Origin of the sequence: Photobacterium sp. BZF1 (genome assembly GCF_014349205.1) — a bacterium.
Lineage (GTDB): Bacteria > Pseudomonadota > Gammaproteobacteria > Enterobacterales > Vibrionaceae > Photobacterium.
Genome location: NZ_JACSOF010000104.1, coordinates 1 through 23,657, shown reverse-complemented (window position 1 = coordinate 23,657; position 23,657 = coordinate 1). Strand labels below are relative to the sequence as shown.

19 protein-coding genes are annotated in these 23,657 nt (G+C 48.8%); 11 read left to right on the top strand and 8 right to left on the bottom strand.

The window, feature by feature from the left end; all coding sequences use genetic code 11:
- Nucleotides 1-232: 232 nt before the first annotated feature.
- The 6 genes from BIZ37_RS20650 (at nt 233) to fldA (ending at nt 8,702) form a co-directional block, all read left to right on the top strand.
- Nucleotides 233-952, top strand: a complete 720-nt coding sequence (locus tag BIZ37_RS20650; RefSeq protein WP_107298625.1) for a nucleoside recognition domain-containing protein — start codon at nt 233-235, stop codon at nt 950-952.
- Nucleotides 952-1,416 carry a YjiG family protein gene (locus BIZ37_RS20645; protein WP_107298624.1) on the top strand — a complete coding sequence of 155 codons (465 nt, stop codon included), beginning with the start codon at nt 952-954 and terminating at the stop codon, nt 1,414-1,416. The genes BIZ37_RS20650 and BIZ37_RS20645 overlap by 1 nt, the downstream gene beginning before the upstream one ends.
- Nucleotides 1,417-1,495: 79 nt before the next feature.
- Nucleotides 1,496-2,617, top strand: coding sequence for a M20 family metallopeptidase (locus BIZ37_RS20640; RefSeq protein ID WP_107298623.1), 1,122 nt, complete (start codon nt 1,496-1,498; stop codon nt 2,615-2,617).
- A 434-nt stretch (nt 2,618-3,051) separates the two neighbouring features.
- On the top strand, nt 3,052-4,401 hold the full coding sequence (gene hcp / locus BIZ37_RS20635) for a hydroxylamine reductase (protein ID WP_039459247.1): 1,350 nt from the start codon (nt 3,052-3,054) through the stop codon (nt 4,399-4,401).
- 142 nt (nt 4,402-4,543) lie between these two features.
- Nucleotides 4,544-8,116: a pyruvate:ferredoxin (flavodoxin) oxidoreductase gene (nifJ, locus tag BIZ37_RS20630; protein WP_187463103.1), complete on the top strand. Its 3,573-nt coding sequence runs from the start codon at nt 4,544-4,546 to the stop codon at nt 8,114-8,116.
- A gap of 97 nt (nt 8,117-8,213) precedes the next feature.
- Nucleotides 8,214-8,702 carry a flavodoxin FldA gene (fldA, locus tag BIZ37_RS20625; protein WP_107298621.1) on the top strand — a complete coding sequence of 163 codons (489 nt, stop codon included), beginning with the start codon at nt 8,214-8,216 and terminating at the stop codon, nt 8,700-8,702.
- Between the two features lie 115 nt (nt 8,703-8,817).
- Here fldA and BIZ37_RS20620 read toward each other — a convergent pair whose 3' ends face one another.
- From BIZ37_RS20620 to yejK, 3 genes are all read right to left on the bottom strand, one after another.
- Nucleotides 8,818-9,198 (bottom strand): nitrous oxide-stimulated promoter family protein, encoded by a 381-nt coding sequence (locus tag BIZ37_RS20620; protein WP_237156963.1) that lies wholly within the window; start codon nt 9,196-9,198, stop codon nt 8,818-8,820.
- A 160-nt stretch (nt 9,199-9,358) separates the two neighbouring features.
- On the bottom strand, nt 9,359-10,558 hold the full coding sequence (locus tag BIZ37_RS20615; RefSeq protein ID WP_187463102.1) for an Hpt domain-containing protein: 1,200 nt from the start codon (nt 10,556-10,558) through the stop codon (nt 9,359-9,361).
- 201 nt (nt 10,559-10,759) lie between these two features.
- Nucleotides 10,760-11,773, bottom strand: a complete 1,014-nt coding sequence (yejK, locus tag BIZ37_RS20610; RefSeq protein ID WP_107298618.1) for a nucleoid-associated protein YejK — start codon at nt 11,771-11,773, stop codon at nt 10,760-10,762.
- Nucleotides 11,774-11,857: 84 nt separating this feature from the next.
- Here yejK and BIZ37_RS20605 point away from each other — a divergent pair, with 84 nt between their 5' ends.
- Both BIZ37_RS20605 and BIZ37_RS20600 read left to right on the top strand, forming a co-directional pair.
- Entirely contained in the window at nt 11,858-12,076 is a 219-nt protein-coding gene (locus BIZ37_RS20605) for a YejL family protein (protein WP_107298617.1), read from the top strand.
- Nucleotides 12,077-12,125: 49 nt separating this feature from the next.
- The gene (locus tag BIZ37_RS20600) at nt 12,126-13,970 is read left to right on the top strand and encodes a DUF3413 domain-containing protein (protein ID WP_187463101.1); all 1,845 of its coding nucleotides are present in this window, start codon (nt 12,126-12,128) and stop codon (nt 13,968-13,970) included.
- Between the two features lie 72 nt (nt 13,971-14,042).
- Here the strand turns inward: BIZ37_RS20600 and BIZ37_RS20595 are convergent, their stop codons facing one another.
- Nucleotides 14,043-14,318, bottom strand: a complete 276-nt coding sequence (locus tag BIZ37_RS20595) for a hypothetical protein (RefSeq protein WP_187463100.1) — start codon at nt 14,316-14,318, stop codon at nt 14,043-14,045.
- 123 nt (nt 14,319-14,441) lie between these two features.
- On the opposite strand from BIZ37_RS20595, the gene BIZ37_RS20590 reads away from it, so the two are divergent.
- The 3 genes from BIZ37_RS20590 to BIZ37_RS20580 all read left to right on the top strand — a co-directional run bounded on the left by BIZ37_RS20590 (nt 14,442) and on the right by BIZ37_RS20580 (nt 18,418).
- The gene (locus BIZ37_RS20590) at nt 14,442-15,137 is read left to right on the top strand and encodes an SDR family oxidoreductase (protein ID WP_187463099.1); all 696 of its coding nucleotides are present in this window, start codon (nt 14,442-14,444) and stop codon (nt 15,135-15,137) included.
- 166 nt (nt 15,138-15,303) lie between these two features.
- On the top strand, nt 15,304-16,386 hold the full coding sequence (locus BIZ37_RS20585; RefSeq protein ID WP_187463098.1) for a GGDEF domain-containing protein: 1,083 nt from the start codon (nt 15,304-15,306) through the stop codon (nt 16,384-16,386).
- Between the two features lie 376 nt (nt 16,387-16,762).
- Entirely contained in the window at nt 16,763-18,418 is a 1,656-nt protein-coding gene (locus BIZ37_RS20580; protein WP_255526843.1) for a GGDEF domain-containing protein, read from the top strand.
- On the opposite strand, the gene BIZ37_RS20575 is transcribed toward BIZ37_RS20580, so the two are convergent.
- The 4 genes from BIZ37_RS20575 to BIZ37_RS20560 all read right to left on the bottom strand — a co-directional run bounded on the left by BIZ37_RS20575 (nt 18,415) and on the right by BIZ37_RS20560 (nt 23,450).
- Nucleotides 18,415-20,430: a DNA topoisomerase III gene (locus BIZ37_RS20575; protein WP_187463096.1), complete on the bottom strand. Its 2,016-nt coding sequence runs from the start codon at nt 20,428-20,430 to the stop codon at nt 18,415-18,417. The genes BIZ37_RS20580 and BIZ37_RS20575 overlap by 4 nt on opposite strands.
- A 193-nt stretch (nt 20,431-20,623) precedes the next feature.
- Entirely contained in the window at nt 20,624-21,718 is a 1,095-nt protein-coding gene (mnmH, locus tag BIZ37_RS20570; protein WP_187463095.1) for a tRNA 2-selenouridine(34) synthase MnmH, read from the bottom strand.
- Nucleotides 21,719-21,720: 2 nt separating this feature from the next.
- Nucleotides 21,721-22,761 carry a selenide, water dikinase SelD gene (gene selD / locus BIZ37_RS20565; RefSeq protein ID WP_187463094.1) on the bottom strand — a complete coding sequence of 347 codons (1,041 nt, stop codon included), beginning with the start codon at nt 22,759-22,761 and terminating at the stop codon, nt 21,721-21,723.
- A 140-nt stretch (nt 22,762-22,901) separates the two neighbouring features.
- Nucleotides 22,902-23,450, bottom strand: coding sequence for an NAD(P)H nitroreductase (locus tag BIZ37_RS20560; RefSeq protein WP_187463093.1), 549 nt, complete (start codon nt 23,448-23,450; stop codon nt 22,902-22,904).
- Between the last annotated feature and the right edge of the window lie 207 nt (nt 23,451-23,657).

Here is a 23,657-nt window from a genome sequence, read left to right as displayed (position 1 = left end):
GGATATTAATGTAGATCACGATCACAAATACTAGCCATTACCCCATTCGGATTAGCATTCAGTAGCACATATTGACCCCCGTCAATTATTTCCCCGATAAATCAGGGACAATGACCTCGTTTCTTATTTTGAGGGCTGTGTAACAGCGCTATTTGCAGTGAAAAGCTGTGAAGATTTGTTACAGATTCCTTATTTTGGCCAACCGGCCTTTTTGATTCCTAAGAGGTTACATATGAGCAATCCAGCAGAGAAAAACCAAAAGGTAACGATAGGTGCATATATTGCCCTAGCGTTCGCTTTTGTGTTCTTTTCAGGTCTACTACAAACCAATGAGTGGTACGGTGTATTTGATTTCAACACCCTAAACGGCTCTTTCGGTACCATGGCAAACACGGTAACAGCAGCGGCAGACGGTGCGGTTGAAGTTACCCAAACGACCATGCGCGGTACTGGCGGTAGCGGTGCACGTGACGGCTTCCTGTTTGCCCTAACACTTGTCCCTACAGTTATGTTCGCTCTGGGTATGATCAACGTCCTTGAGCACTACGGTGCCCTAGACGCTGCTCGTAAGCTGCTAACCCCACTACTACGTCCACTAGTTGGCCTACCTGGTGATACTGGCCTTGCGCTAATCGCTTCTCTACAGAACACTGACTCAGGCGCATCAATGACCCGCCAACTTCAGGAAGGCGGTCACATCACCCAACGCGAAACCGATGTGTTCGCGATGTTCCAGTTCTCTGCCGGTGCAACCATTGTTAACTTCTTCTCTTCAGGTGCGGTGCTATTCACCCTAACCTATGCTGACGGCAGCAACGCAGTAACCTCTTCAATCGGTCTGGCTGTAGTCATCATGTTCGTGATGAAGATTGTTGGCGCGAACATCTTCCGCCTATACCTAAAAGCCACTGACAAGAAAAACAACGTTTCTACTGAGAAGGAGACCGCATAATGTCTCAAGCAACTAAAAAACCAATGGTTACTGATATCTTCGTAGAAGGCGCGAAGAAAGGCTGGGCAATCTCGACTAGCTCAACAATTCCAAACGTACTGATGGCATTCGTGATCATCAAAGTACTTTCACTTACCGGTGCACTAGACGCAATGGGCGTTCTGTTCTCACCTATCATGGGCATCTTCGGTCTGCCTGGTGAAGCTGCAGCTGTACTAATCGGTGCCTGGATGTCTATGGGTGGTGCGGTTGGTGTGGTAATCACCCTGTTTGATGCTGGTATCCTTGACGGTAACCACATCGCTATCCTAGCCCCAGCAATCTACCTAATGGGCTCTCAGGTTCAGTACCTTGGCCGTATCCTAGGTGTTATCGGCACAGAAGGCCGCCACATCCCTGTGATGGTTGCGATTTCTGTTTTGAACGCATTCGTTGCTATGTTCGTGATGAACATCCTAGTGTAAATCACTACTTTTAAGGGGGCATATGCCCCCTTTTTCCTGTCGCTATTCATACCCTATAAGGTTTCTCTCAGGAGCTAATATGAGTTTCTCACTGCAAGATTACTTGGAAGAACTACGCCCGCTGATCGATGTTGATTGCGGTACGCTAACCAAAGAAGGCATTGAAGTTATTGCCAACCAGATGGAACAAAAATATGTTGATCTGGGCTGGAACGTTAAGCGCATTGACTGCGGTATTGCCGGTACAGGTCTTGAAGTTCGCAACAAGCCTGACGCAGAGCAAATTGACGTGATGCTAATCGGCCACATGGACACTGTGTTCCCTGTTGGCACTGTTGCTGCTCGCCCAATGACGTTTGATGACAAGCGTGCTTACGGCCCTGGCGTTTCTGACATGAAATCTGGTCTGCTGAACGTTGTTTACGCCCTGCGTGAAATGGACAAGGAAACACTGGATAAGCTGTCTATCTGTGTATGCATGAACCCAGATGAAGAAATCGGTTCACTACACTCTGAAAAATGGCTAAAGAGTGTTGCGGTTAACGCAAAAAATGTACTGGTGGCAGAAGCTGCCCGTGCTGATGGCTCTTTGGTAAAAGCCCGTAAGGGTATGGCTCGCTACCGCCTGACTTTTGCAGGTAAAGCGGCACACGCCGGTAACGAACCACAAAATGGCCGCAGTGCAATCACTGAGATGGCAAACTGGATCCTAGCGATTAACGAACTGACCAACTTCGAAAGCGGTACGACCCTAAACGTAGGTGTAGTGAAAGGTGGCGCAGGTGCCAACATCGTTCCAGACCACGCTGAGGCTGTTGTTGACGTTCGCTTCTGGGATAACGACGAATACGCAGCGGCTGATGCAAAAATCCGCGCGATGGCAGAAACGCCATTCGTTGACGGCGTGGCAATCACCATTGACCGTGAAGCACACAAGCCTTCTATGGTTCCTTCTGAGAAAACAGAAGCACTGATGGCTTTGGTCGAAGAATCAGGTAAAGAGTTGGGTATCGACATTACTTGGCAAGAAGTAGGCGGCGGCTCAGATGCCAACCTTACTGCGGTACTTGGTATCCCGACGCTTGATGGCCTTGGCCCTGCAGGTGCAGGCTTCCACAGTGCTGATGAATACCTTGAGCTTGAAACTATCGAGCCTCGTATCCAACTACTTAAGAAAGTCCTAGCTAAAATCGCAGGTTAATCATTATTACCGCATGGTTTTAGACCAAAGGGCGCTGCGGCGCCCTTTTTCATTCTGGCTTATTTGCGTTCAGGCCAACTCCCTCCAGCTAATCCCTTCAGGCGCATCCGGTTCTTTTTGTTTGTTTGGTAAGCCTCTAGGTATTTCTTCCGCACCTTGGCTAAGTGCGCTTGTGCCTTTACTTTCATAGAGATCCCCATAACAAACCCATATAGCGGAGTGAGGTCCGATAGGCTACAGACATACAAAACACCGTTCAATAGGGCAAACTCAATCAATACAATTCGATACAATAACCCTATTCGTGCCACATAAGTGGCATTTAATATGGATGTTTTCTGCAAAACTGATCTTGATCAATGACGTTACTGCGCTTTGCCCTTATCCTCGCCCCATAAGTTGCAATATAAATACACCTTTAAAGGAATGCAATAATGTCGAACTTAGCAATGTTCTGTCACCAATGCTCTATGGCCCAGACTGGCGGCTGTGGTAGCACGGGTAAAACCCAAGGTACTTGTGGGAAAGATGAAAACCTTTCCCGCCTGCAAGATATTATGATTTTCGGCCTGAAAGGCCTTTCTGCCTACCGTACTCATGCCGATGATCTAGGTGCAGATACCAAGTCAGTTGATGACGTGATTGCCGAAACGCTTTACTTCACGCTGACTAACGTTAACTTCAGCTTCGACCAACATATCGCCCAGCTAATGAAGATTGGTGGTGCCGGTAGCGAGATGATGTCTCGTCTTGGTGAAGCCCACCATGGCCGCTTAGGGATCCCTACTCCTGTTTGTGTGCCGCAAAACAAAGCTGAAGGTAAAGGTATCCTGGTTACCGGTCACGACCTTGAACTACTAGAGCGCCTTTTGATTGCCACCGAAGGTAAAGGCATCAATATCTATACCCACTCAGAAATGCTACCTGCCCACGGCTACCCTGAGCTGCGTAAATACAGCCATCTTAAGGGTAATATCGGTAAAGCTTGGTTCGACCAAAAACAACTCTTCCAGAAGTGGAACGGGACTATCATCGTTACCACCAACTGTATTGTGCCGCCAACTGGCCGTGCTGATTATGCAGACCGCCTATACAGCTACGGCATTGTGGGTATCGATAACTGCCGCCAGCTTGAGGACGATTTCGGTCCATTGATCGAACAGACCTTGAGCCTGCCGGACATCGAAGGTTTCGAGAGCGAAGAAACCCTGATGACTGGCCACAACTACAAGACCATTCTTGGTTTGGCTCCGCAGATCCTTGAAGCAGTCAACGAAGGTAAGATCAAGCAGTTCTTCGTTGTCGCCGGCTGTGACAAGCCTGGTAAGCCGAATGACTACTTCCGCGAGTTGGCCCTGTCGATCCCGGACGATTGCATTATCCTGACATCTTCGTGCGGTAAGTTCCGTTTCAACGACCATGACTTCGGTACCGTTCCTGGCACAGAGATCCCGCGTTACCTCGACCTTGGCCAGTGTAATGACAGCTACGGTGCCGTAATGATCGCACTTGCCCTTAGCGATGCGATGGGTGTGCCTGTCAACGATCTTCCAGTGAACATCGTTCTGTCTTGGATGGAGCAAAAAGCAGTATTGATCCTACTGGCGCTATTCAACCTAGGTATCCAGAACATCTACCTTGGCCCTAACCCGCCAGAATTTGTTAACGAAGATATCTTTGCCTTCCTACAGCAGCAGTTCAACCTGCAGCTAACTGGCAATGCCAAAGATGATTTGGCTCGCATGCTGAATCCTCAACCGCAACTAGACGTGGTTGAAGTGTAAAACGGCAATCATGCCCTCGGGCCGGCCCTCTGCTACCCACTAGGGGTCGGTCCACCCTTAATTAAAACAATAACACAGCAACATGTTTGCCTGTGTCGATTACCTGCACCTGTTAAACAGGGCTTGCCCATTGGAGCCAGTCATGTCTACTCATCCACAAAGCCAATCGCAGTTTGTCACCATGGACGGCAATGAAGCCGCCGCATCAGTCGCTTATCGCTGTAATGAAGTGATCGGTATCTACCCTATCACCCCGTCTTCCCCTATGTCGGAAGCCTGCGAAACATGGGAATCCCAGCAAAAGGAAAATATCTGGGGCCAGGTCCCTCGCGTTATTGAAATGCAATCTGAAGGCGGTGCCGCCGGTGCGGTGCACGGTGCCCTGATGGCTGGCGCGATGTCGACCACCTTTACTTCATCGCAAGGGTTATTGCTCAAAATCCCTAATATGTACAAGATTGCCGGCGAACTCACCCCGTTCGTCATGCATGTTGCCGCCCGTACCCTTGCAACCCATGCTTTGTCCATTTTCGGTGATCACTCAGATGTGATGGCAGTTCGCCAGACAGGCTTTGCCATGCTGGCAGCAGGCAGTGTGCAGCAAGCCCATGACTTTGCGCTTATCAGCCAAGCTGCAACATTGGAAAGCCGTGTACCCTTCGTGCACTTCTTCGATGGCTTCCGTACCTCGCATGAAATCAACAAAATCAAAGTGATTGATGACGCGACGTTACATACCATGATAGATAACGAGCAAGTCAACGCCTTCCGTGAACGCGGCCTGACCCCAGACGCCCCGAGCATCCGCGGTACCGCACAAAACCCAGATACCTTCTTCCAGGCTCGTGAAGCTTCAAACCTGTTCTATCAAGCCTGCCCTGATATCGTGGCAGACAAAATGGCCCAGTTTGCTGAATTAACTGGCCGCGAATATCGCCCGTTTGACTACTACGGCCACCCACAAGCTGATGACGTCATTGTCGTAATGGGCTCAGCATCATCGACGGTAAAACAAGCCGTTGACCACCAGCTCGCCCTCGGCCAAAAAGTCGGTGTCATTACCGTTCACTTGTATCGCCCGTTCTCGCTATCACATCTGATTGCTGTATTACCAACGTCGGTGGCTCGTATCGCAGTGCTGGATCGCACCAAAGAGCCGGGCGCATTGGGCGAGCCGCTTTACTTGGATGTAATGGCTGCCTTGCAGCAGGCCGTTGCCAACCAGCAATTCCCGCACATGCCTGCGATTGTCGGTGGTCGTTATGGCTTGTCATCCAAAGAGTTTACCCCGTCCCATGCGGCAGGCATTTTCAACGCCATGATTGAAGGCCAAATCAGGCATCCGTTTACGGTGGGGATCGTCGATGACATCACTCACTTATCGCTACCTCAACCGAATACGATCGACATTGAGCCTACGGGACGACTGCGGGCGCTGTTTTATGGCTTGGGTGCCGACGGAACCGTCAGTGCCAACAAAAACACTATCAAGATTTTGGGTGAGAATACCCCGCTGCACACACAAGGGTATTTTGTCTACGACTCGAAAAAATCAGGCGGGATCACCACCTCGCACCTACGCATTGATAGTCAAGCCGTCGAAGCTCCTTACCTGATTGAACAGGCCGACTTTATTGCCTGCCACCAATTCCAGTTCGTCGACAAACTGGAAATGTTTGAAAAAGCAGCGCCTAAAGCGACCCTGCTCCTAAACAGCCCTCATGATGCGGACAGTGTTTGGCAGCACCTCCCACGGGAAGTGCAGCAGGTGATCATCGGCCGCCAATTGAAGCTGTATGTCATTGATGCAGTTAAACTGGCCCGTGAGCTTGGCCTGAAAAACCGCATCAATACCATTATGCAGGCAGGCTTTTTCGCCCTCAGCAACTTGATGCCACTTGAGGACGCCCTTTCTCAGCTAAAAACAGCTATTGAAAAAAGCTACAGCAAACGTGGCCCAGCAATTGTTGAAGCAAACCATGCTGCGGTAGATGCGGCGGTTGCACATATTCAGTCTGTGGCGATTCCGGATGAAGTCACCAGTGTTTTCCGTCGCCCACCGGTCGTCAGTGAAAATGCACCGGACTTGGTCAAGCGTGTCAGCGCCATGATGATGGCAGACAAAGGTGACCAACTGCCTGTCAGTGCTTTCCCCGTTGATGGCTGCTGGCCGACAGCAACTACACAGTGGGAAAAACGTAACATTGCTCAGGAAGTCCCAGTATGGGAAGAAGATCTGTGTACCCAATGTAATATCTGCACCTTGGTGTGCCCGCATGCTGCAATCCGAGCCAAAACCGTTTCCCTAGGTGAATTGGTTGATGCCCCTGACAGTTTCAAGCATACCGACTATAAACAGCGTGACTTCAAGGGCCAAGCTTATACCTTGCAGGTCTCTCCAATGGACTGCACCGGCTGTAACCTATGTACTACGGCATGCCCTGCCAGTGACAAAGACAACCCAGCCCGTAAAGCCATCAACATGGTGCCGAAGCAGGACGTTATCGAACAGCAAAGCTCAAACTATGAGTACTTTTTGCAACTTCCAGAAGTGGAGCGCATTGATATCAAACGTATCGATGCCCGAACCAGCCAACTGCTACAGCCACTATTCGAGTACTCTGGCGCCTGCTCGGGTTGCGGCGAGACATCTTATGTCAAATTGCTTACCCAGCTATTCGGTGACCGCTTGCTGATCGCCAATGCCACTGGCTGCTCATCTATCTATGGCGGTAACTTACCAACCACGCCTTACGCCGTTAATAGTGACGGTCGAGGCCCAGCTTGGGCTAACTCGCTCTTTGAGGACAATGCCGAATTTGGCTTAGGCATGCGCTTGGCATTGGACAGCAAGCGTAACAATGCCCTCTCACTGCTTGAAAATGCCCGCGATATTATACCGGCAGAGTTGATCGAGCAGATCCGTGAAGATGCCTTCGATAATAGCGAAGCTGCCGTTGTACGCCAACGTGGCAACCTTACCCGCTTGCGTGCTGCTCTACCTTACTCAATGCGCCAGCTTGATACTTGTGCCGATGACTTGGTGGCGAAAAGTAACTGGATTGTCGGTGGTGACGGCTGGGCCTATGACATTGGTTATGGCGGCTTGGACCATGTACTTGCTGGCGGCGATAACGTCAATGTACTGGTCATGGATACCCAAGGCTACTCCAATACCGGCGGCCAACAGTCAAAAGCCACCCCAACAGGGGCCGTCGCCAAATTCGCCACCCAGGGTAAAACCAGCCAAGGCAAAGATTTGGCGCTCAACATGATGATGCATGGCAATGTCTACATCGCCAAGATCGCACTGGGTGCCAACATGAACCAGACCATCAAAGCCCTGCAGGAAGCAGAAGCCTATCCGGGCCCATCATTGGTCATCGCTTACTCGCCGTGTATTACCCATGGCTTTGACATGGCTGAAGGCGTCGAGCACCAGCAGTTGTTGGTAGATTCGGGGCTATGGCCACTGTTCCGCTTTGACCCGCGCCGGATTGCCAAAGGCCGTGCCGCGCTGCAGATGGACTCTAAGCCAGCCAAGAAAGATATCGAAGAGCTAATTGGCCGGGAAGCGCGCTTTACCCAAATCAAGCGCAAAGATCCGCAACGCTACGAGCAGAACCTCGCCCAACTTCGTCAGCAAGTTAGCCACAAACACCAACTGCTTGAGCAGTTGGCGCAGTGGAAACCAGCGCAAGGCGAGAGCGAATAACACCATTTATTTCATACAGCAACCAACAAGAACACAAAGCGGCTGGAAGCAAGGTTTGCGCAACAACCAGCCGCAAAAATAGTTAGGAGACCCCATTATGGCTAACATCGGTATTTTCTTCGGTAGCGATACCGGCAACACAGAAAAAGTGGCAGAGAAGATCGCTTCTAAACTGTCTCTAGAAGCGCAGGACATTGCAGGCAACAGCAGCGAGATCTTTGATGACTACGATTTACTGATCCTAGGAACCCCGACTGCCAACTATGGTGAAATGCAACCAGACTGGGATTACTTTGTCCCTGAACTAGAAGACGCAGACCTCAATGGCAAAAAAGTGGCGCTATTTGGCCTGGGCGATCAGATTGACTACCCAGATAGCTTCCTTGATGCCATGGGCGAGTTGGCCGAAATGGTGGAAGAGGCTGGCGGTACACTAATCGGTGAATGGCCGACGGATGGCTATGAGTTCAACGATTCCCGTGCAGTCAAAGAAGGAAAATTTGTTGGCCTGGCGCTTGATGAAGACCGTCAACCAGAGCTCACGGATGATCGTATTGCCACTTGGTTGGCCTCTCTGGGCCTATAGGCGTAATTTACCCACATAACAAAAGAACAAAGGCTGCATCTTCTCGATGCAGCCTTTTCTGATTTGGGTATTACGCCGATGCGCACACCATTATTAATGGTTTTAGCTAGAGCGGTTACTGTTGCAACGAAGAAGAGGAAGTCTCGACGCTTTCGCCACGGCGCATGCAGTCGAATTTAAACTTTAGGGTTTGCAAAGGACGCCGCCATACCAATTTCGGCATAGCCCATCGCAGCACATGGTTGAAGTGCAGGCGCTTGGCAGGCTGGTAACAGTGGCTTTTACACTGGATACAGTTTGGCTTTTCATTGCCAAGTCGGCATTTTTCAACGCGGTGTTCAACATATTTAATTAGCCCTTCACATTCAGGGCACATAATGGCACCACGGTGCAGCGTTTTACAGTAAAGGCGAATCATCGCCTTTGCAGTATCCAACTCACGCTGCTGACGAGCTGGACTAGAAGTTTGAGAGATCATAGTGGCGCTATTATCCACTGCCGCCCCGGCATTTATATGATCTCGATCAAATCAGGCAAGCGAACAAACGAATCACTCAGCTAAATTGCGACGAACCAAAATAAAATCCTGCTCGTACTCTTTGCTTTTTCCCTACAGTACCCCAAAAGATTTACGTCTAACGACGTAGCAAAAAGTACTATGCCCCTATTGCTGACTTAGCAAGGTAAGCCTCAGCACTCGCGATGGTCTGGTTCAAGGTTTGCTCTATTGCTCGACATTCTTCAACCGATACTGGCTCATTTTGCTTAAATTTAGCCTCAGCCACACCACAGCATTCTCGTAATGGCCTTGCACTGAGGTTTGCCGCGACCCCCTTCAACGCATGGACAATGTTAAGTGCATGATCTTGCTGACCGGGCTCCGAAACCGCCGCAACCAAGACCTGCCCTTTGCCGGCATTGTCCTCGATGAAAATCTCCAGCAACATACAGACAGTGTCCTCATCACCATCCATCGCTTCACGCAATGCATTCACATCAAGCCAATCACAAGACAGCGTTGCCACAGACTCTTCACCTATTCTAGGCTGTGCTGCTATTGTCGCCTCTTGCTTGCTAGCATTGAGTTCATTAGCGGCGTCATTAGAAACCTCATCATGATGGCTTACCTCTTCTGATTGTTCACCCAGAGAGGAATCTTCCTGAGTGGACTGGCGGGACTTAATCTCTGCACTTTCATCCATAAAAGCTTGTATCGCCAATGCTGCAGGTGTGAACACCATCTTCAACAACTCACCGAGGTTTTCTAGCTTTTCACTATTGGCCTGGGTCTTTACTTCGTGTTCAATCTGCTCAGCCAGGGCATGAATTTGCTCGGTGCCCAAACTGGCTGATACACCTTTCAAACTATGAGAAATCATTTGCACCTGATCTAAGTCGCCGGCTTGGAGAGCCTTTACTATCTTATGGCCATCATCAAGATGCTCATCAACAAACACTTCCAATAACATAGTGACCATATCACGGTCGCCATCCATGGTATCAAGTAGGTATTCCGTATCAAATACCACCATGGCTTCCACATCAGCAGATAAGCTTAATGGCTTAGATACCGGCCCAACAGTTTGGTTAAGGTCGAACGCCGATTCAGAGGAAGCTTCCAAATCAATTTGCGATTCTCCTTTGCTCTTCACCAACTGGTTGTACCCAATTCCTAGGGCAGCCACCAGCGCCATAATGGAAAGAGCTATCAATGAATAACCCATGACACCGGGCATGGTAGTACCAAGGTAAAGACTCGGCAGCGCAACGACAATTAAGACGATACCAATCAAACTTGCCGCAGGATGACGAGAGGGCTTGGGGGAAGTAGAGCCTTTACCGGAAGCGTTTGTCATGGTCACTCCTTTCCATTTCACCAAGGGTAAACACCTCAACCTTGGTATGGAAATATAATCATTCAAGTACTAAAAGCCATACAAAAACTGTAGGCAAAAAAATTAGAGAGGTACAACCAAAATCAGAGTTTGCTTCCAAAATATGCAACAAATCGCTCAACAAAAAAAGGGCAACTCCAAAAGTTGCCCTTTATCATTATGTTAGCTGTCGCTATTAAGTCGACGCAACAGCTGATCTTTTAAGTTTGGTGGGGTGCCTTTCAAGGTTAACGTATCCGTATCTGCATCGTAGAAGATGCGTTCACCCAGCAACATGCCATCAAAGTTGATGGTCACCCCACCGCCAGAGCCGACAAACTTAGTAAGCTTACGCATTGCGGTACGATCTGCAGGGAAGCTCTCTTCCAACTCATAGCCTTGTTGAGAAGTGAACTGGTAGAAGTCCGTACCATCTTCTGATTCAGGAAGCTCCGCAGCCAGCTCTTTAACGGTGACTTCATCACCAGCTTGTAGTTGGCTATTGCAGTAGTCATACACTTGTTTGCGGTACTCCTGCTTCTCGTCTTTATCCATTCTTGAATCAGCACAGAAATCTTCCACGGCTTGCATCAGAACCTGATTTTGTTCTTTAACATCCAACCCCACTTCCGCTTGAAGGAAATCTAGGAAGAAATCAGCAATCTTACGGCCCACACGCCCTTTGATATAAGTGAGGTAGCGGTTAGAGTCCGCATCGGTCTCCCATGAAGACAAATCGATACGGGCAACAATATCCATCTTCGAAACATCCAGATAGTCCGTCGCACTGATATCAAGCTGCTCGGTAACCTTCATACTGTGGCAAGTCGGCAGTAGGCCGATAAATAAGTAGTCAGTAGCCAAAGATTGGTATTCCGCAATCACCAGCGTACCGGTTTCGGCAAACGGGTATTTCGCCAACTCCGTTTGCAGGCGCTGGGCTGATTGGTTAGAAAATGTGAGAAAGTCCAACTCACCGCGACGGGCCTGTTTCAGCCAGTGGCCAAATTCGCTATCGTCAGAGAAGTGGCCAAACCCTTTGGCCCCTTTGCTGCTGTATACACGGTGGAGCTCGGAGACCAGCTCTTCTGTTGCCGTGTTATTTTCAAGGGATTGTTTTCGTAGATGAATTTCCAATTCATCGTTTTCATTCTTAACAATTTGGTGAAGAATGACATTGGAAAGCGTGAGACTCATAATGGAAAAATTTCAGTAATTCTAATGTGTAGGTTATTATAAGTCGCTTTCCTTAACATTAAACAAGATTAAACAAGACTTCCTATGCCAATTACTTCAAAATACACCAATAAAAAAGTTGAACAAATCATTGAAGATATGTTCGATGTATTAGAGAAGCATGATGCTTCTGCAGAACTTGCACTGATGATCGTAGGCAACATCGCCACTAACATCATCAATGCTGACGTTCCTGCATCGCAAAGGAAAGCTATTGCAGACAAATTTGCACACGCGCTGCAATCTTCAATCAAAGAAGATTAATCTTGTTGCTTGTGACACAGCTATATAGGACTGGGAAACACTGACATCTATGGTCTCCAGCGGTAACAATTACAAAGACAAAGTCTCTCAGCTTATCAGCTGGGGACACTGGTTCAGTTTTTTCAATATCATCGCTGCCATGCTTTTGGGTACGCGGTATATTGCCCATTCTGAGTGGCCGGCGTCCCTGCTCGGCCAACTCTACCTGTTGACCAGCTGGGTAGGCCACTTCGGCTTCTTGGTATTCGGGTTCTATATACTCATCCTGTTCCCAGCTAGCTTCATTATCCCATCACAACGTCTAATGCGGCTGTTTGCAGTGTTAGTAGCCACCATTGGCCTAACCGCTTTGCTGCTTGATACCCATGCCTATGAATCCCTTGAGCTCCATTTGAGCCCATTGGTCTGGGATCTTCTCCTAAGTGGAGAGCGCACCGAACTCAATGCCCGCTGGCAATATTTGTTTATTACTGTACCGGTAATTTTCCTGCTCCAGTTGGTTCTTTCAGAGTGGTTGTGGCGTAAACTGAGAAAACTGACCCGCAAGCATGTTGGGGTCCCTATCGCTACCGTCTTTGGGATCTGCTTTATTAGCAGCCACTTGATGTACATCTGGGCTGATGCCAATTTATACCGCCCAATTACTGCCCAACGCTCTAATTTCCCGCTGTCATACCCAATGACGGCGAAAACCTTTATGGAAAAGCATGGCTTGCTTGACCGTGAAGAATACACCGAACGCCTCAATGCCCAAGGGGTCGAAACCAGCGAGCAGCTTCGCTACCCGCTTGAGAAGATGGCCTTCGACGATCCAGGTACTGGAAAAAACCTTTTGGTCGTGGTGATCGATGGCCTGCGCAGCGATATGGTTGAGGCGGAAACGATGCCTTACCTCTCAGCTTTTGCTAGCCAAAATATCTATTTCGAAAATCACTACAGCAGCAGCAACGAAAATACTGCAGGTATTTTTGGCTTGTTCTACGGCTTGCCAAGCAGTTACATCAACAGTGCACGCTCTAGCAACACCAAACCGCTTGTGGTAAGTACGCTTGAGAAGCGTGGTTACCAATTTGGGTTGTTCGGTGGAGATAACCTCAGCCAAGACCCGATTTATACCGAAGCAATCTTCAACGGCTTACCGCTTGAGGAGATGACGGGAACCGATCAGGATGCTGAAGCTGTAGGGAATTGGGCAGCCTGGCTAGAGGCACAAAATAGTGACCAGCCTTGGTTTAGCTATATTGAACTTACCTCGGTTCAGAACTTCGAAGAAGGCGGTGATTACTCACCAAAATTCGAGCCGTCGCTGGGTTCTAGCAATGTTTCAGGGCAGAATACCAATCTGATCCTGAAAAACAGTTACCGGAATGCTGCTTACTTTATTGATGAACAGCTGATCCAAATCTTTGATCAACTGGTAAGCCAAAACGTACTGGATGATACCATCGTCATCATTACGGCAAACCATGGCACAGAGTTCAATGAAACCGGCAGCAACAGCTGGGGCGCGAACAGCAACTACAGCCAGTACCAGCTAAAAGTGCCTTTGGTTATTCATTGGCCGGGCAGTGTTTCCTCTGTCAGCGATAGGCTCACGAGCCACCTTGATATTGCGCCAACATTGATGGAATCACTATTCAATACCACGACACCAGCCAGTGCCTACAGTAGCGGCAATAGTTTGTTTACCAACTCAACCAAACGCCGCTGGATTCTGGCTGGCAACGAAAAAGACATTGTGATGATCCAGCCCTCATCCACCACAGTGATTGACAAGTATGGAAATTACTTGGTGTATGACCAAGACTACAAACGTTTGGATTCTGCCAAACCTAAGCTCTCTACCTTGATGCAAGCTATGCACGAGATGAAACGCTTCTATACAGCAGATTAACTACCCTAACGATGCATAAGGGCAGCCCAATGGCTGCCCTTTTTGTTTTTCCCTGTAAGGGGGAAAACTCGTTTAGAGGTATTCTTTATTGTCGGCGTAACACTGATCGTAACCATCCTGCCAGCCATAGGCATATTTGTTATCCGCTTCCATCCTTTCAGGATCCTGCCTGAACCCATCAAGATGAGTCGAAGGCTCATTCTTGCGGCTAAAGCAGCCATCTTGGTACCCATCCAGGTAAGGGCGGGTAAATCCTAAACCAGACAACGTCTCATGGCGGGTCTCGGCACACCCCATAAGAGTGAGACAAAAAAGCGATAGTCCCGCAAACTTCAGTGAAAAAGTCATAAACATCCGTATATGAATATAAACACCTAAAATGTAGCGGAGTACACCTTTATCGCCTGTCTTAGTTTCGATACTTCCGCTATCTTATAGCTCAAAGCAATTAGGGTTTTCGAGGAAGAAATAATGAACAAAACCGTCTTAATTACCGGCGCAAACCGTGGTGTCGGGCTGGCGTTAACCGTGGCTTATCTGGAAGCCGGTTGGCAAGTCTTTGCAACCTGCCGGGATATAGCCAATGCCGAAGAGTTAACCCACCGGCAAGATGTTTTTCCAAACCTGACTATTGCCGAACTTGATGTCACTGATCACCAAGCTATCATGCACCTCGCCCAATCCATGGAATCTGTGAGCTTAGATTTGCTTATCAACAATGCCGGTTACTACGGCCCAAAAGGATATGGGTTTGGCAACACCGACGCAGAAGAATGGCGAAAAGTATTCGAAATCAACACCATTGCCCCTCTGAAAATTGCAGAGGCCTTTTACCCCCAACTCAAGCAAGGTACACCCGGTGTACTTGCCTGCCTTTCGTCCAAAGTCGGCAGCATGGCTGAAAATACCAGTGGTGGCGGATACATCTACCGCTCTTCAAAAGCGGCGCTGAATTCAGTGGTAAAAAGCCTATCGAATGATTTGCTACCAGAAGGCATCATTTCCATCGCCCTCCACCCTGGTTGGGTACAAACCGAAATGGGCGGGCCGAATGCCCTCATCGATAGCCAGACTTCAGCCCTTGGATTGAAAAATGTGATCGACAACCTGACACCCGCCGACTCTGGCTTGTTTATGGACTATCAGGGTCATTACCTACCTTGGTAAAGGGATATTGTGGCTTGGCGTAAAAGCCAAGCTCTACATTTAATGCGATTTGTTCGGCAAAAAAAAACTGCCACAAGTTCACCTGAGCAATTACAGACTAAACTAGCCTGCAGGAGATAACGATATAAGATAGTTACCGTTCAACCTGTGAGGATAGACAAGTTTAATGGAGTACTACAACCGCTTAAATAAAATAAAGCAACAATCAGTTAGTAGGATTTTTTATTCATTGCTTATACTCGTTGCTTTTGCAACACCGCTGTCATTATCACGCTGGATGACAACAGGTTTCCTACCTATCTACTCAATACATATCTTAGTTTTTCTCGCCGCCGTAATCCTCTTCCTTAAACGAGCGAGAACGCCAATAATCGTTATGGAAGTCTTTCTGGTTGTTTGTAGCATGACGATTGGCTTGGGGACGACAATCACGTTTGGTATTTCTGCGAATACCGCAAGTATGTTTATGTTTTTGCTGCTTGTCACCAGCATCAGACGAACTAAATCTGAGTTACTTATAATCAGCGGTTTTTATTTAGCGATTGTATCTCTTATTGCCTACCTATTTACTGATGGGTATTTAACGCCTCGAGTAGATTACGAGATAGCCCTATTGCAACCAGTAACATGGATATCAAACCTTCTGATTATGGTCATTGCTGGCTATGCTGCTATCGATGCGATATTAAAATTAAATGAAGTAAAATTATCTCTTTTAAATAATATCTCCAAACAAAAACTGCAGATTGAACACCTTGCCAATCATGATAACTTAACTGGACTGCTTACACTAAGAGTGGCAAACGACCGTTTGAAAGCGGCCATAAATAAAGCTAGCCGTAATCAAGAGATGTGCTTCCTTCTATTTTTGGACCTTGACGGCTTTAAACTTATAAATGATAAGTACGGTCATGATGTGGGGGATAAGGTTATTCAAACTGTTGCGAAAAGAATGCTTGCAGTTACACGCAATACAGACAGTTGCTGCCGGATAGGAGGCGATGAGTTTTTAATCATTTTACCGGGCGTAAAAGATAACAAAATTGTAATTAAAATATGCCAGAGGATCATTGAAGAAATTGTTAATCCTATCTTTATTGGTGATGATAAAGTTTCTGTTGGTGTCAGCATTGGTGGTGCCAATTACCCAAATGATGCTAATAATTCAGACTCTCTCAAAAAGCTATCCGACATGAGAATGTACAAAGTAAAAGAAACGGGAAAAAACAACTTTTCATTGTGCGACTGAATGCAAAATACCCAACACTCAACTCTAGTAATAACGTGGTCTCATTCACCCAATTCCTCTTCATTGCGAACAAGAAAGATAAGTCACACAGGGACTTTCTTTAATACTGCTTTAGTTTCCCATAACTACTTTCTGAGCGAACTGACAATTACACCGAACCTGTGTTATGTGTCGCATTCTGGCCAATTTCGCAACATAAAAATGTTACTTTGCTGTATCCATTAGGCTTTTATAGTAAAAAATTCGTAACAATAGTAATGAAATAACCCTCGAAGGCGGTCTGTTACCCCATTGCCGCCAAAATGATTCCACCGCTATCGAATACGGATTGAAGTAATTCTGTACTACATCACAAGCTATGTTTTTGGAAGGTCATTTGGCTCAGACGACACACATTCAAAACTTCTATGATCAGGTACTTAACTTGACGGGGAAGTCTCATGGTTTACGAACCACTTGCGAGCAAATTTGCCGGAACCTTCTATTGAGCTTTTCAGTGGAAGAAGCCATCTTGGTCATTGCTTACAAGTCACACTGGAAGACTTTGCTCAATGTGGGAAGTGAAGGTATCCATTACTTTTTCCCTCCCGTTGAATACCAAGACAACGACACCTTCCCGTTTCATCAAGTGACCAAGGCCATTAGGCTTAAGAAATGTACCCTAATTGACTATGAAAACGTTCGTCGACTCACGCTTCCCTTGGAAAGACGCTCTCAGATCATCGGCTGTATGATTGTTGATTTTCCGCAAAACGTTGACACCTTACAACTACGCGCCAATGACTTTCGTTATCTCGGGGCATTGCTCGCCTCCGAGCTTAACGCTTCCATGATTGATGCTATTATTCAAGACGAGCACAGCGGGCGACGTATCGCAGAGCGCGAATTACAGATCCGCCAACATGAACAGCACAACTTACAAAAACAGCTACAAGCCTTGCATGACATTTCTTTCAAGCTTTGGCGGGCCCACTCTATCGACAACATGTTGTTTGTTGCTGTCGATGAAGCCAAAAAGCAACTCAACATCGACCGGATGGCCATTTTTTTATTTCTACCCGGTAACCGGATGCAAGGCACCTATGGCACCGATATCTATGGCAACACTGTGAATGAACAATACTTTGAGTCCGACATACCGGATTTATGGTTTGCGCCCCACATACTTCAACAAAGGGGAGAGTACCTGGCCATCGAGGATAACACGCCGCTATATCATAACTTGAAGGTCGTTGGCTTTGGCTGGAGTGCGTATATCTCTTTGTGGGATGAGGATACACCGATTGGCTGGATTGCCTGCGATAACCTATTGAGCGGGATGCCTTTACCCGGCCACCTTCACCAACTATTGAAACAGTTTGGTTTCATCGTTTCCCAGCACCTTGTCAGGCGGCAAGCCGAAGAAAAGCTCATCCAACTCAATACGGAGCTAGAGCTAAGGGTCGCAGAACGCACCCTGGCCCTACAGCAGGCCAAAGATAAGCTGGAAAAGGTATCACAAGAAGATCCGCTGACCCAAGTCGCCAACAGGCGCCTGTTTGATGAGCGGTTTTCTGAGGAATGGCGACGGGCCGAACGCCATAAACTACCTCTTTCATTGCTGATCATCGATGTTGATCACTTCAAAGAATACAACGATAGCTTCGGTCATGCCGCAGGGGATCAATGCCTCAAAACCATAGCGGCCACATTAGCTCCCATAGAGCGTCGAGCAGGGGCGCTCTTTGCCCGCTACGGTGGTGAAGAGTTTGTTTTATTATTGCCAGGGCAAGACCAGCTTGCTGCACGATACGCTGCGGAGCGCTCACTGGAAGCCATTCGTGCACTATGCATACCGAACTCTCCTGATAATGGTAGCCAAGCAAATATCGTTACGATTAGTATCGGCGGTTGTACGGTGACCCCCTCAGCAAAAAGCTCGGCTGCTGCCTTTTTCAAATTAACCGACGCCGCTCTTTATGAGGCTAAATCTAGTGGCCGAAATCAGATATTTATGACTAGTGATAACGGCTCGAATTATCGTATTCCCTAATCCGCTTTCTTCGTCGTCCGGCGGCGAGGTGAGCGCGATTTTCCTGAGGAAGTTGAAGCGCCAGTGCCCGATGACTTACGCCCTCCTTTGCTGCTCTTACCGCCGCCTTTATTATAACGTCGTTTTTTGAACGGTTCAGGCGACTTCAAATCGCGAAGGCTCTGCGGTACCTCGCTGGTTTTAACCTTTTCCATCAGCTGGGTTACCTGCCCCTCAAGCGCATCCATAAAAGGTTTATAAGCACACTTTTTATCGGCCATGTCCTGCAGTTGGTGTTCCCAGTGAGCCGTCATATCTGGATAGGTCGCCTCATCGGGCAAGGCATAAATCAGCCCCTTCCCGGCCTCTGTGGCATGGATACTTTTGCCTTGGCGCATCAACAACTGCCGCTTGAACAAAATATCAAGGATCCCGGCCCGAGTTGCCTCAGTGCCTAAACCATCCGTATCACGTAGGATTTTTTTCAGCGAACCATCAGAGACAAAGCGGGCAATCCCGGTCATCGCCTGTAACAGTGTCGCCTCAGTGAATGGCTTCGGAGGTTCAGTCATTTTATCGAGGATCTCGCCATCACGGCAGGTCAGGACCGTCCCCTTCTCGAGCGGCGGCACTTTATCTGCCAGATCCGCCTCTTTGTCGGTAGGTTCATCACGGCCAAGCAAGGCCCGCCACCCAGCCGACATCAACTGGCGTCCCCGTGCCACGAATAGCCCACCGGCAATAGTGAACTCCAGCTTGGCTTCACTGTATATTGCTGCGGGGTAGAACTGCATCAAGTATTGCCTTGCTACCAACTGATACACCTTCTGCTCGCTACCACTTAGGCTTGCCGCATTGACCGCCTTGGGGGTTGGGATAATTGCATGGTGGGCATCGACTTTCTTGTCGTTCCAGGCTTTCGACTTGAGGCTGGTATCTGCACCATCCACAGCTTTACCGAGTTGGCTATCCGTATTGGCAATAGCCTGGCAAACCTCTGCGGCCTGACGGTAGTGATCCATTGGCAAATAGCGGCAATCCGAGCGCGGGTAAGTAATCACCTTGTGCTTTTCATACAGTGACTGGCAGGTGGCCAGTACATCGGCAGCACTCATGCCGAACCGTTTAGCGGCATCTATCTGCAGCGCTGATAATGAGTAGGGTAATGGCGGAGCCTGTCGGGTTTCCTTGCGCTCTGAAGCGGTCACTTCCGCAGGCTGCCCCTTGATACGGCTGACAACGTTCTCGCAAAGCTTGCGGTTCATCACCCGGCCATCTTCATCCTGCCAAGGCTTACAAGCTTCACTCGGCTTCCACCTTGCGCGGATTTCTTGCTGCTGATAGGGAATAAGCGCAAACAGTTCATAAAATGGCTTGGGGACAAAATTGGCAATTTCATCATCACGGCGAGTTACCAAGCCCAAGACCGGTGTCTGTACCCGACCGACCGACAATACGCCCCGGTAGCCCCCTTTCTGGCCCAGCAGGGTATAAGCCCGGGTCATGTTCATGCCATACAGCCAGTCTGCACGGGAGCGGGCCAATGCCGAGACCGATAACGGGATAAAATCACGGTTGCTACGCAGTTTACCAAGCGCCCGCTTTACCGCTGATGGGTTAAGGTCGGAGATCAGCAGACGTTGCATGGCCGCTTTCTTACTCTGCGCAAGGTTCACATAATCTATAACCTCATCCACTAGCAGCTGCCCTTCCCTATCCGGGTCTCCGGCGTGGATCACTTCGCCAGCTTGCTTACATAGCTTACGTACTACGCCCAACTGCTTCTTGGCCGATTTACGCGGTGATAGCTGCCACTGCTGCGGTACAATCGGTAAGTCTGCCATATTCCATTTCTTATACTTCTCGTCGTAAGCATCGGGTTCGACTTGCTCAAGTAAATGACCGATACACCAGGTGACGATATCCCCGTTGCCCGCCTCGATATAACCGTCATGGTTCTTGTGAGGACGAGGCAAGACAGCGGCTATCGCACGGCCAAGGCTAGGTTTTTCTGCAATATATAGACGAGACATGGTTGAAATTCAGTTGGATCGCTTTGGAAACTCTTGGCTGAACTATAAGAAAAAAGTGCGGAGAGAACAAGAAAAACACTGGATATAGATACAGTTCCTATTTTTCGAGGTCGCCTTAACGAAAAGGCCCAGCTCAGTAGAGCTAGGCCTTTGCTGTTTTTCGCTGTAAACCGCGACTAAACCATCTATTACGTTAAGCGCAGTTTTCCGCCAACCATGCCTTCACATCGGCGTATTCACCACGGAAGACAATACGATCAGCCTTCTTGCCAAGCTGGTAGGTGTACATAGGATCGTAATACTGCTCAAGCAACAAGCTCAACCAATCATAGTGGCCTGACACATCGCCATTTGATTGCATTGCTTTCACTGCCTGCTGTTGGACCAGCAGCAACTCTTCATAGCGTTGGTATCCCAGACGCTTGCGAATGCTGAACATGCCACGTTCTAGGTACTGTGCAAAACGCTCCCAGCCATCTTGCTCACCGTATTCAGCACAGAAATCACGCTGCATCCGAACCACATAGTCGTCAAGCAAACGCTCGAGGCGCACATCAAGCGGATCGTCAACAATGGCAATCGGCGCCTGCTGCATAGCCTGGTTGATAGCCAAAGGTACGCTGACCGAGCCAATGATCTTGCCTTCATCTTCGTAGACAAAGTGCGATACCCCAGCAGCCTGCTTCTTGAGCATCGCGATTGCCAGAACATTCTCGAAGTTGATTTGGGTACGTTGTGCCGTCACGTAACGGCCAAAAGAAGATCCTCGATGGTTCGCTGCACCCTCCAAGTCAATACCGTTTTTGAGCTCATTGACCATAATGGTTTTGCCGCAACCAGTATTACCGCCAATAAGTGTCATTGGCTTGGTCGCTACGTCATCGATGGTGTCAATAAGGAAACGGCGCAGTGCCTTGTACCCACCTTCAACAAATGGATAATCAATGCCAGCCTCTTTTAGCCATTGCTGGGTAATGCGCGAGCGCAACCCACCACGGAAACAGTACAAATAGCCGTTTGGGTTCGCTTCACAGAAGGCTTTCCACTGGGCAACTCGCTCAGCTTTGATGTCGCCATTAACCAACTCATGGCCAAGTGCAATCGCCGCTTCCTGACCATGCTCTTTATAGCATGTACCGACCGCCTGACGCTCTTCATCAAGCATCAATGGCCGGTTGATAGAAGTGGGGAAAGCACCTTGTTCAAATTCTACTGGCGCACGCATGTCCATCAACGGGGTATCGCTGATAAACAACTGGCGGAAATCTTGGCAATTAGGACGTGACATCTTTAGCAAATCTCAATCAGTACCGCTTCGTCAGCAGCAGCCGCTGCCAACTCACCGATTGCATTGAGTTCGATACCATGCTGCTGGGCCAGAGCTTTCACTTCTGCTTCAGCATCCGCTGTAACTGCCAATAGCAAACCGCCAGACGTTTGTGGGTCACAAAGCAACGCTTTCTGCTGTTCGGTCATCTCACCTAAACGGTGGCCATAACTGGCAAAGTTACGCTCGGTTCCACCTGGGACACAGCCTTGTTCGATATAATCAAAGGCACCCGGTAGATGTGGTACCTGAGCAAAATCGATGCTAGCTTTCAGGCCACTACCCTCACAGATCTCATTGAGGTGACCCATCAAGCCAAAACCCGTCACGTCGGTCATCGCTTTTACGCCGGCAATATTAGCAAAATCGGCACCCAGCTTGTTTAGCTGGCACATCCAGTCACGGGCCAAACCACGATGCTCATCCAGTAGCTTGGATTTCTTCTCCGCAGTAGTCAGCACGCCAATACCCAAGGGTTTGGTCAGGTACAGTTTGCAGCCAGCTTCGGCTTGATTGTTACGCTTAACACGGTCGGTATCAACAATGCCCGTCACAGCAAGACCAAAGATTGGCTCTGGCGCATCAATCGAGTGGCCACCTGCAAGAGAAATACCGGCTTCACGACATACCGCGCGGCCACCCTCAATCACCTGCTGAGCAATTTCAGGCGCCAGTACGTTTACCGGCCAACCCAGAATGGCGATAGCCATGATCGGCTTGCCGCCCATGGCATAGATGTCACTGATCGCATTTGTTGCAGCGATACGGCCAAAATCATATGGGTCGTCGACGATCGGCATAAAGAAGTCAGTGGTACTCACCACTGCCGTACCGTTGCCAAGATCATAAACCGCCGCATCATCTTTACTTTCATTACCTACAAGCAGGTTAGGGTCGGCAAACGGAGCGAGCTGCGTTCGAAGAATAGTATCAAGAACTTGAGGGGAGATTTTACAACCACATCCTGCTCCGTGGCTGTATTGAGTAAGGCGAACATTTTCCATGACACGCTCCGAAAAATTTACAAGAGCGATGGATTCTACTCCTGCAACCAGATCCTGTCATCCACTTGGATCAAAAAGGGCAGCCAATTGGCTCCCCCTGCTGATTTAGTAATGTATACCTAAACGTCATAGCAATATAGCTACAGGTATTCTACAAATTGGGTCAGATCCCGCTGTGGTGCTTTGGCATCACGGCAACCGGGGGTCCCGAGATACAAGAAGCCAACAATCATATCATCACCTTCTACCCCCAATGCCTGGCGCACAACCGGGTGGTAAGCCCATTTGCCGGTTCGCCAAAACCCCGCATACCCTTGGGCAACCGCCGCCAATTGCATCGCTTGTACTGCACATCCCGCCGAAAGGTGCTGCTCAATAACCGGTACCTTGTCATGCTCTGAGACCTTCGCCACAACCGTTATCACCATTGGCGCTCTAAACGGCGACTTGCCGGCTTTCTCGATAGTCGCGTCATCGGCCCCATCACTGTTGGCCGCTTCTACCAAAATATCAGCGAGTTTCTGCCTGCCATCTTCTTGGGAAACAATGAACCGCCACGGGGTCAAACCAGCATGGTCCGGTGCTCGCAAGCCAGCACGAAGAATCGCTTCCAGCGCTTCTCCCTGCGGTGCAGGCTCTACCATTTTGGGTAATGACCTGCGGTTTAACAATAAGGTAAGTGCGTCCATAACAACCTCGTTAACTAGTGGAGTCATAGTAGACGGTAGCACACTTTGCCCGGAGTAAATCCATTGAAAGTAAAAGGGAATGGGTCCTGGGTCCTGGGTCCTGGGTCCTGGGTCCTGGGTCCTGGGTCCTGGGTCCTGGGTCCTGGGTTGATATGACCCCCGTAAAGTAGACACGGGGGTTAATTTCTCAGTTCGTACATCATGGGA

Excerpts from the sequence above, each read along its gene's own strand:
- BIZ37_RS20650 (WP_107298625.1), top strand. The coding sequence starts at position 233 with ATGAGCAATCCAGCAGAGAAAAACCAAAAGGTAACGATAGGTGCATAT.
- BIZ37_RS20645 (WP_107298624.1), top strand. The coding sequence starts at position 952 with ATGTCTCAAGCAACTAAAAAACCAATGGTTACTGATATCTTCGTAGAA.
- BIZ37_RS20640 (WP_107298623.1), top strand. The coding sequence starts at position 1,496 with ATGAGTTTCTCACTGCAAGATTACTTGGAAGAACTACGCCCGCTGATC.
- hcp (WP_039459247.1), top strand. The coding sequence starts at position 3,052 with ATGTCGAACTTAGCAATGTTCTGTCACCAATGCTCTATGGCCCAGACT.
- nifJ (WP_187463103.1), top strand. The coding sequence starts at position 4,544 with ATGTCTACTCATCCACAAAGCCAATCGCAGTTTGTCACCATGGACGGC.
- fldA (WP_107298621.1), top strand. The coding sequence starts at position 8,214 with ATGGCTAACATCGGTATTTTCTTCGGTAGCGATACCGGCAACACAGAA.
- BIZ37_RS20615 (WP_187463102.1), bottom strand. The coding sequence starts at position 10,558 with ATGACAAACGCTTCCGGTAAAGGCTCTACTTCCCCCAAGCCCTCTCGT.
- yejK (WP_107298618.1), bottom strand. The coding sequence starts at position 11,773 with ATGAGTCTCACGCTTTCCAATGTCATTCTTCACCAAATTGTTAAGAAT.
- BIZ37_RS20605 (WP_107298617.1), top strand. The coding sequence starts at position 11,858 with ATGCCAATTACTTCAAAATACACCAATAAAAAAGTTGAACAAATCATT.
- BIZ37_RS20600 (WP_187463101.1), top strand. The coding sequence starts at position 12,126 with ATGGTCTCCAGCGGTAACAATTACAAAGACAAAGTCTCTCAGCTTATC.
- BIZ37_RS20595 (WP_187463100.1), bottom strand. The coding sequence starts at position 14,318 with ATGACTTTTTCACTGAAGTTTGCGGGACTATCGCTTTTTTGTCTCACT.
- BIZ37_RS20590 (WP_187463099.1), top strand. The coding sequence starts at position 14,442 with ATGAACAAAACCGTCTTAATTACCGGCGCAAACCGTGGTGTCGGGCTG.
- BIZ37_RS20585 (WP_187463098.1), top strand. The coding sequence starts at position 15,304 with ATGGAGTACTACAACCGCTTAAATAAAATAAAGCAACAATCAGTTAGT.
- BIZ37_RS20575 (WP_187463096.1), bottom strand. The coding sequence starts at position 20,430 with ATGTCTCGTCTATATATTGCAGAAAAACCTAGCCTTGGCCGTGCGATA.
- mnmH (WP_187463095.1), bottom strand. The coding sequence starts at position 21,718 with ATGTCACGTCCTAATTGCCAAGATTTCCGCCAGTTGTTTATCAGCGAT.
- selD (WP_187463094.1), bottom strand. The coding sequence starts at position 22,761 with ATGGAAAATGTTCGCCTTACTCAATACAGCCACGGAGCAGGATGTGGT.
- BIZ37_RS20560 (WP_187463093.1), bottom strand. The coding sequence starts at position 23,450 with ATGGACGCACTTACCTTATTGTTAAACCGCAGGTCATTACCCAAAATG.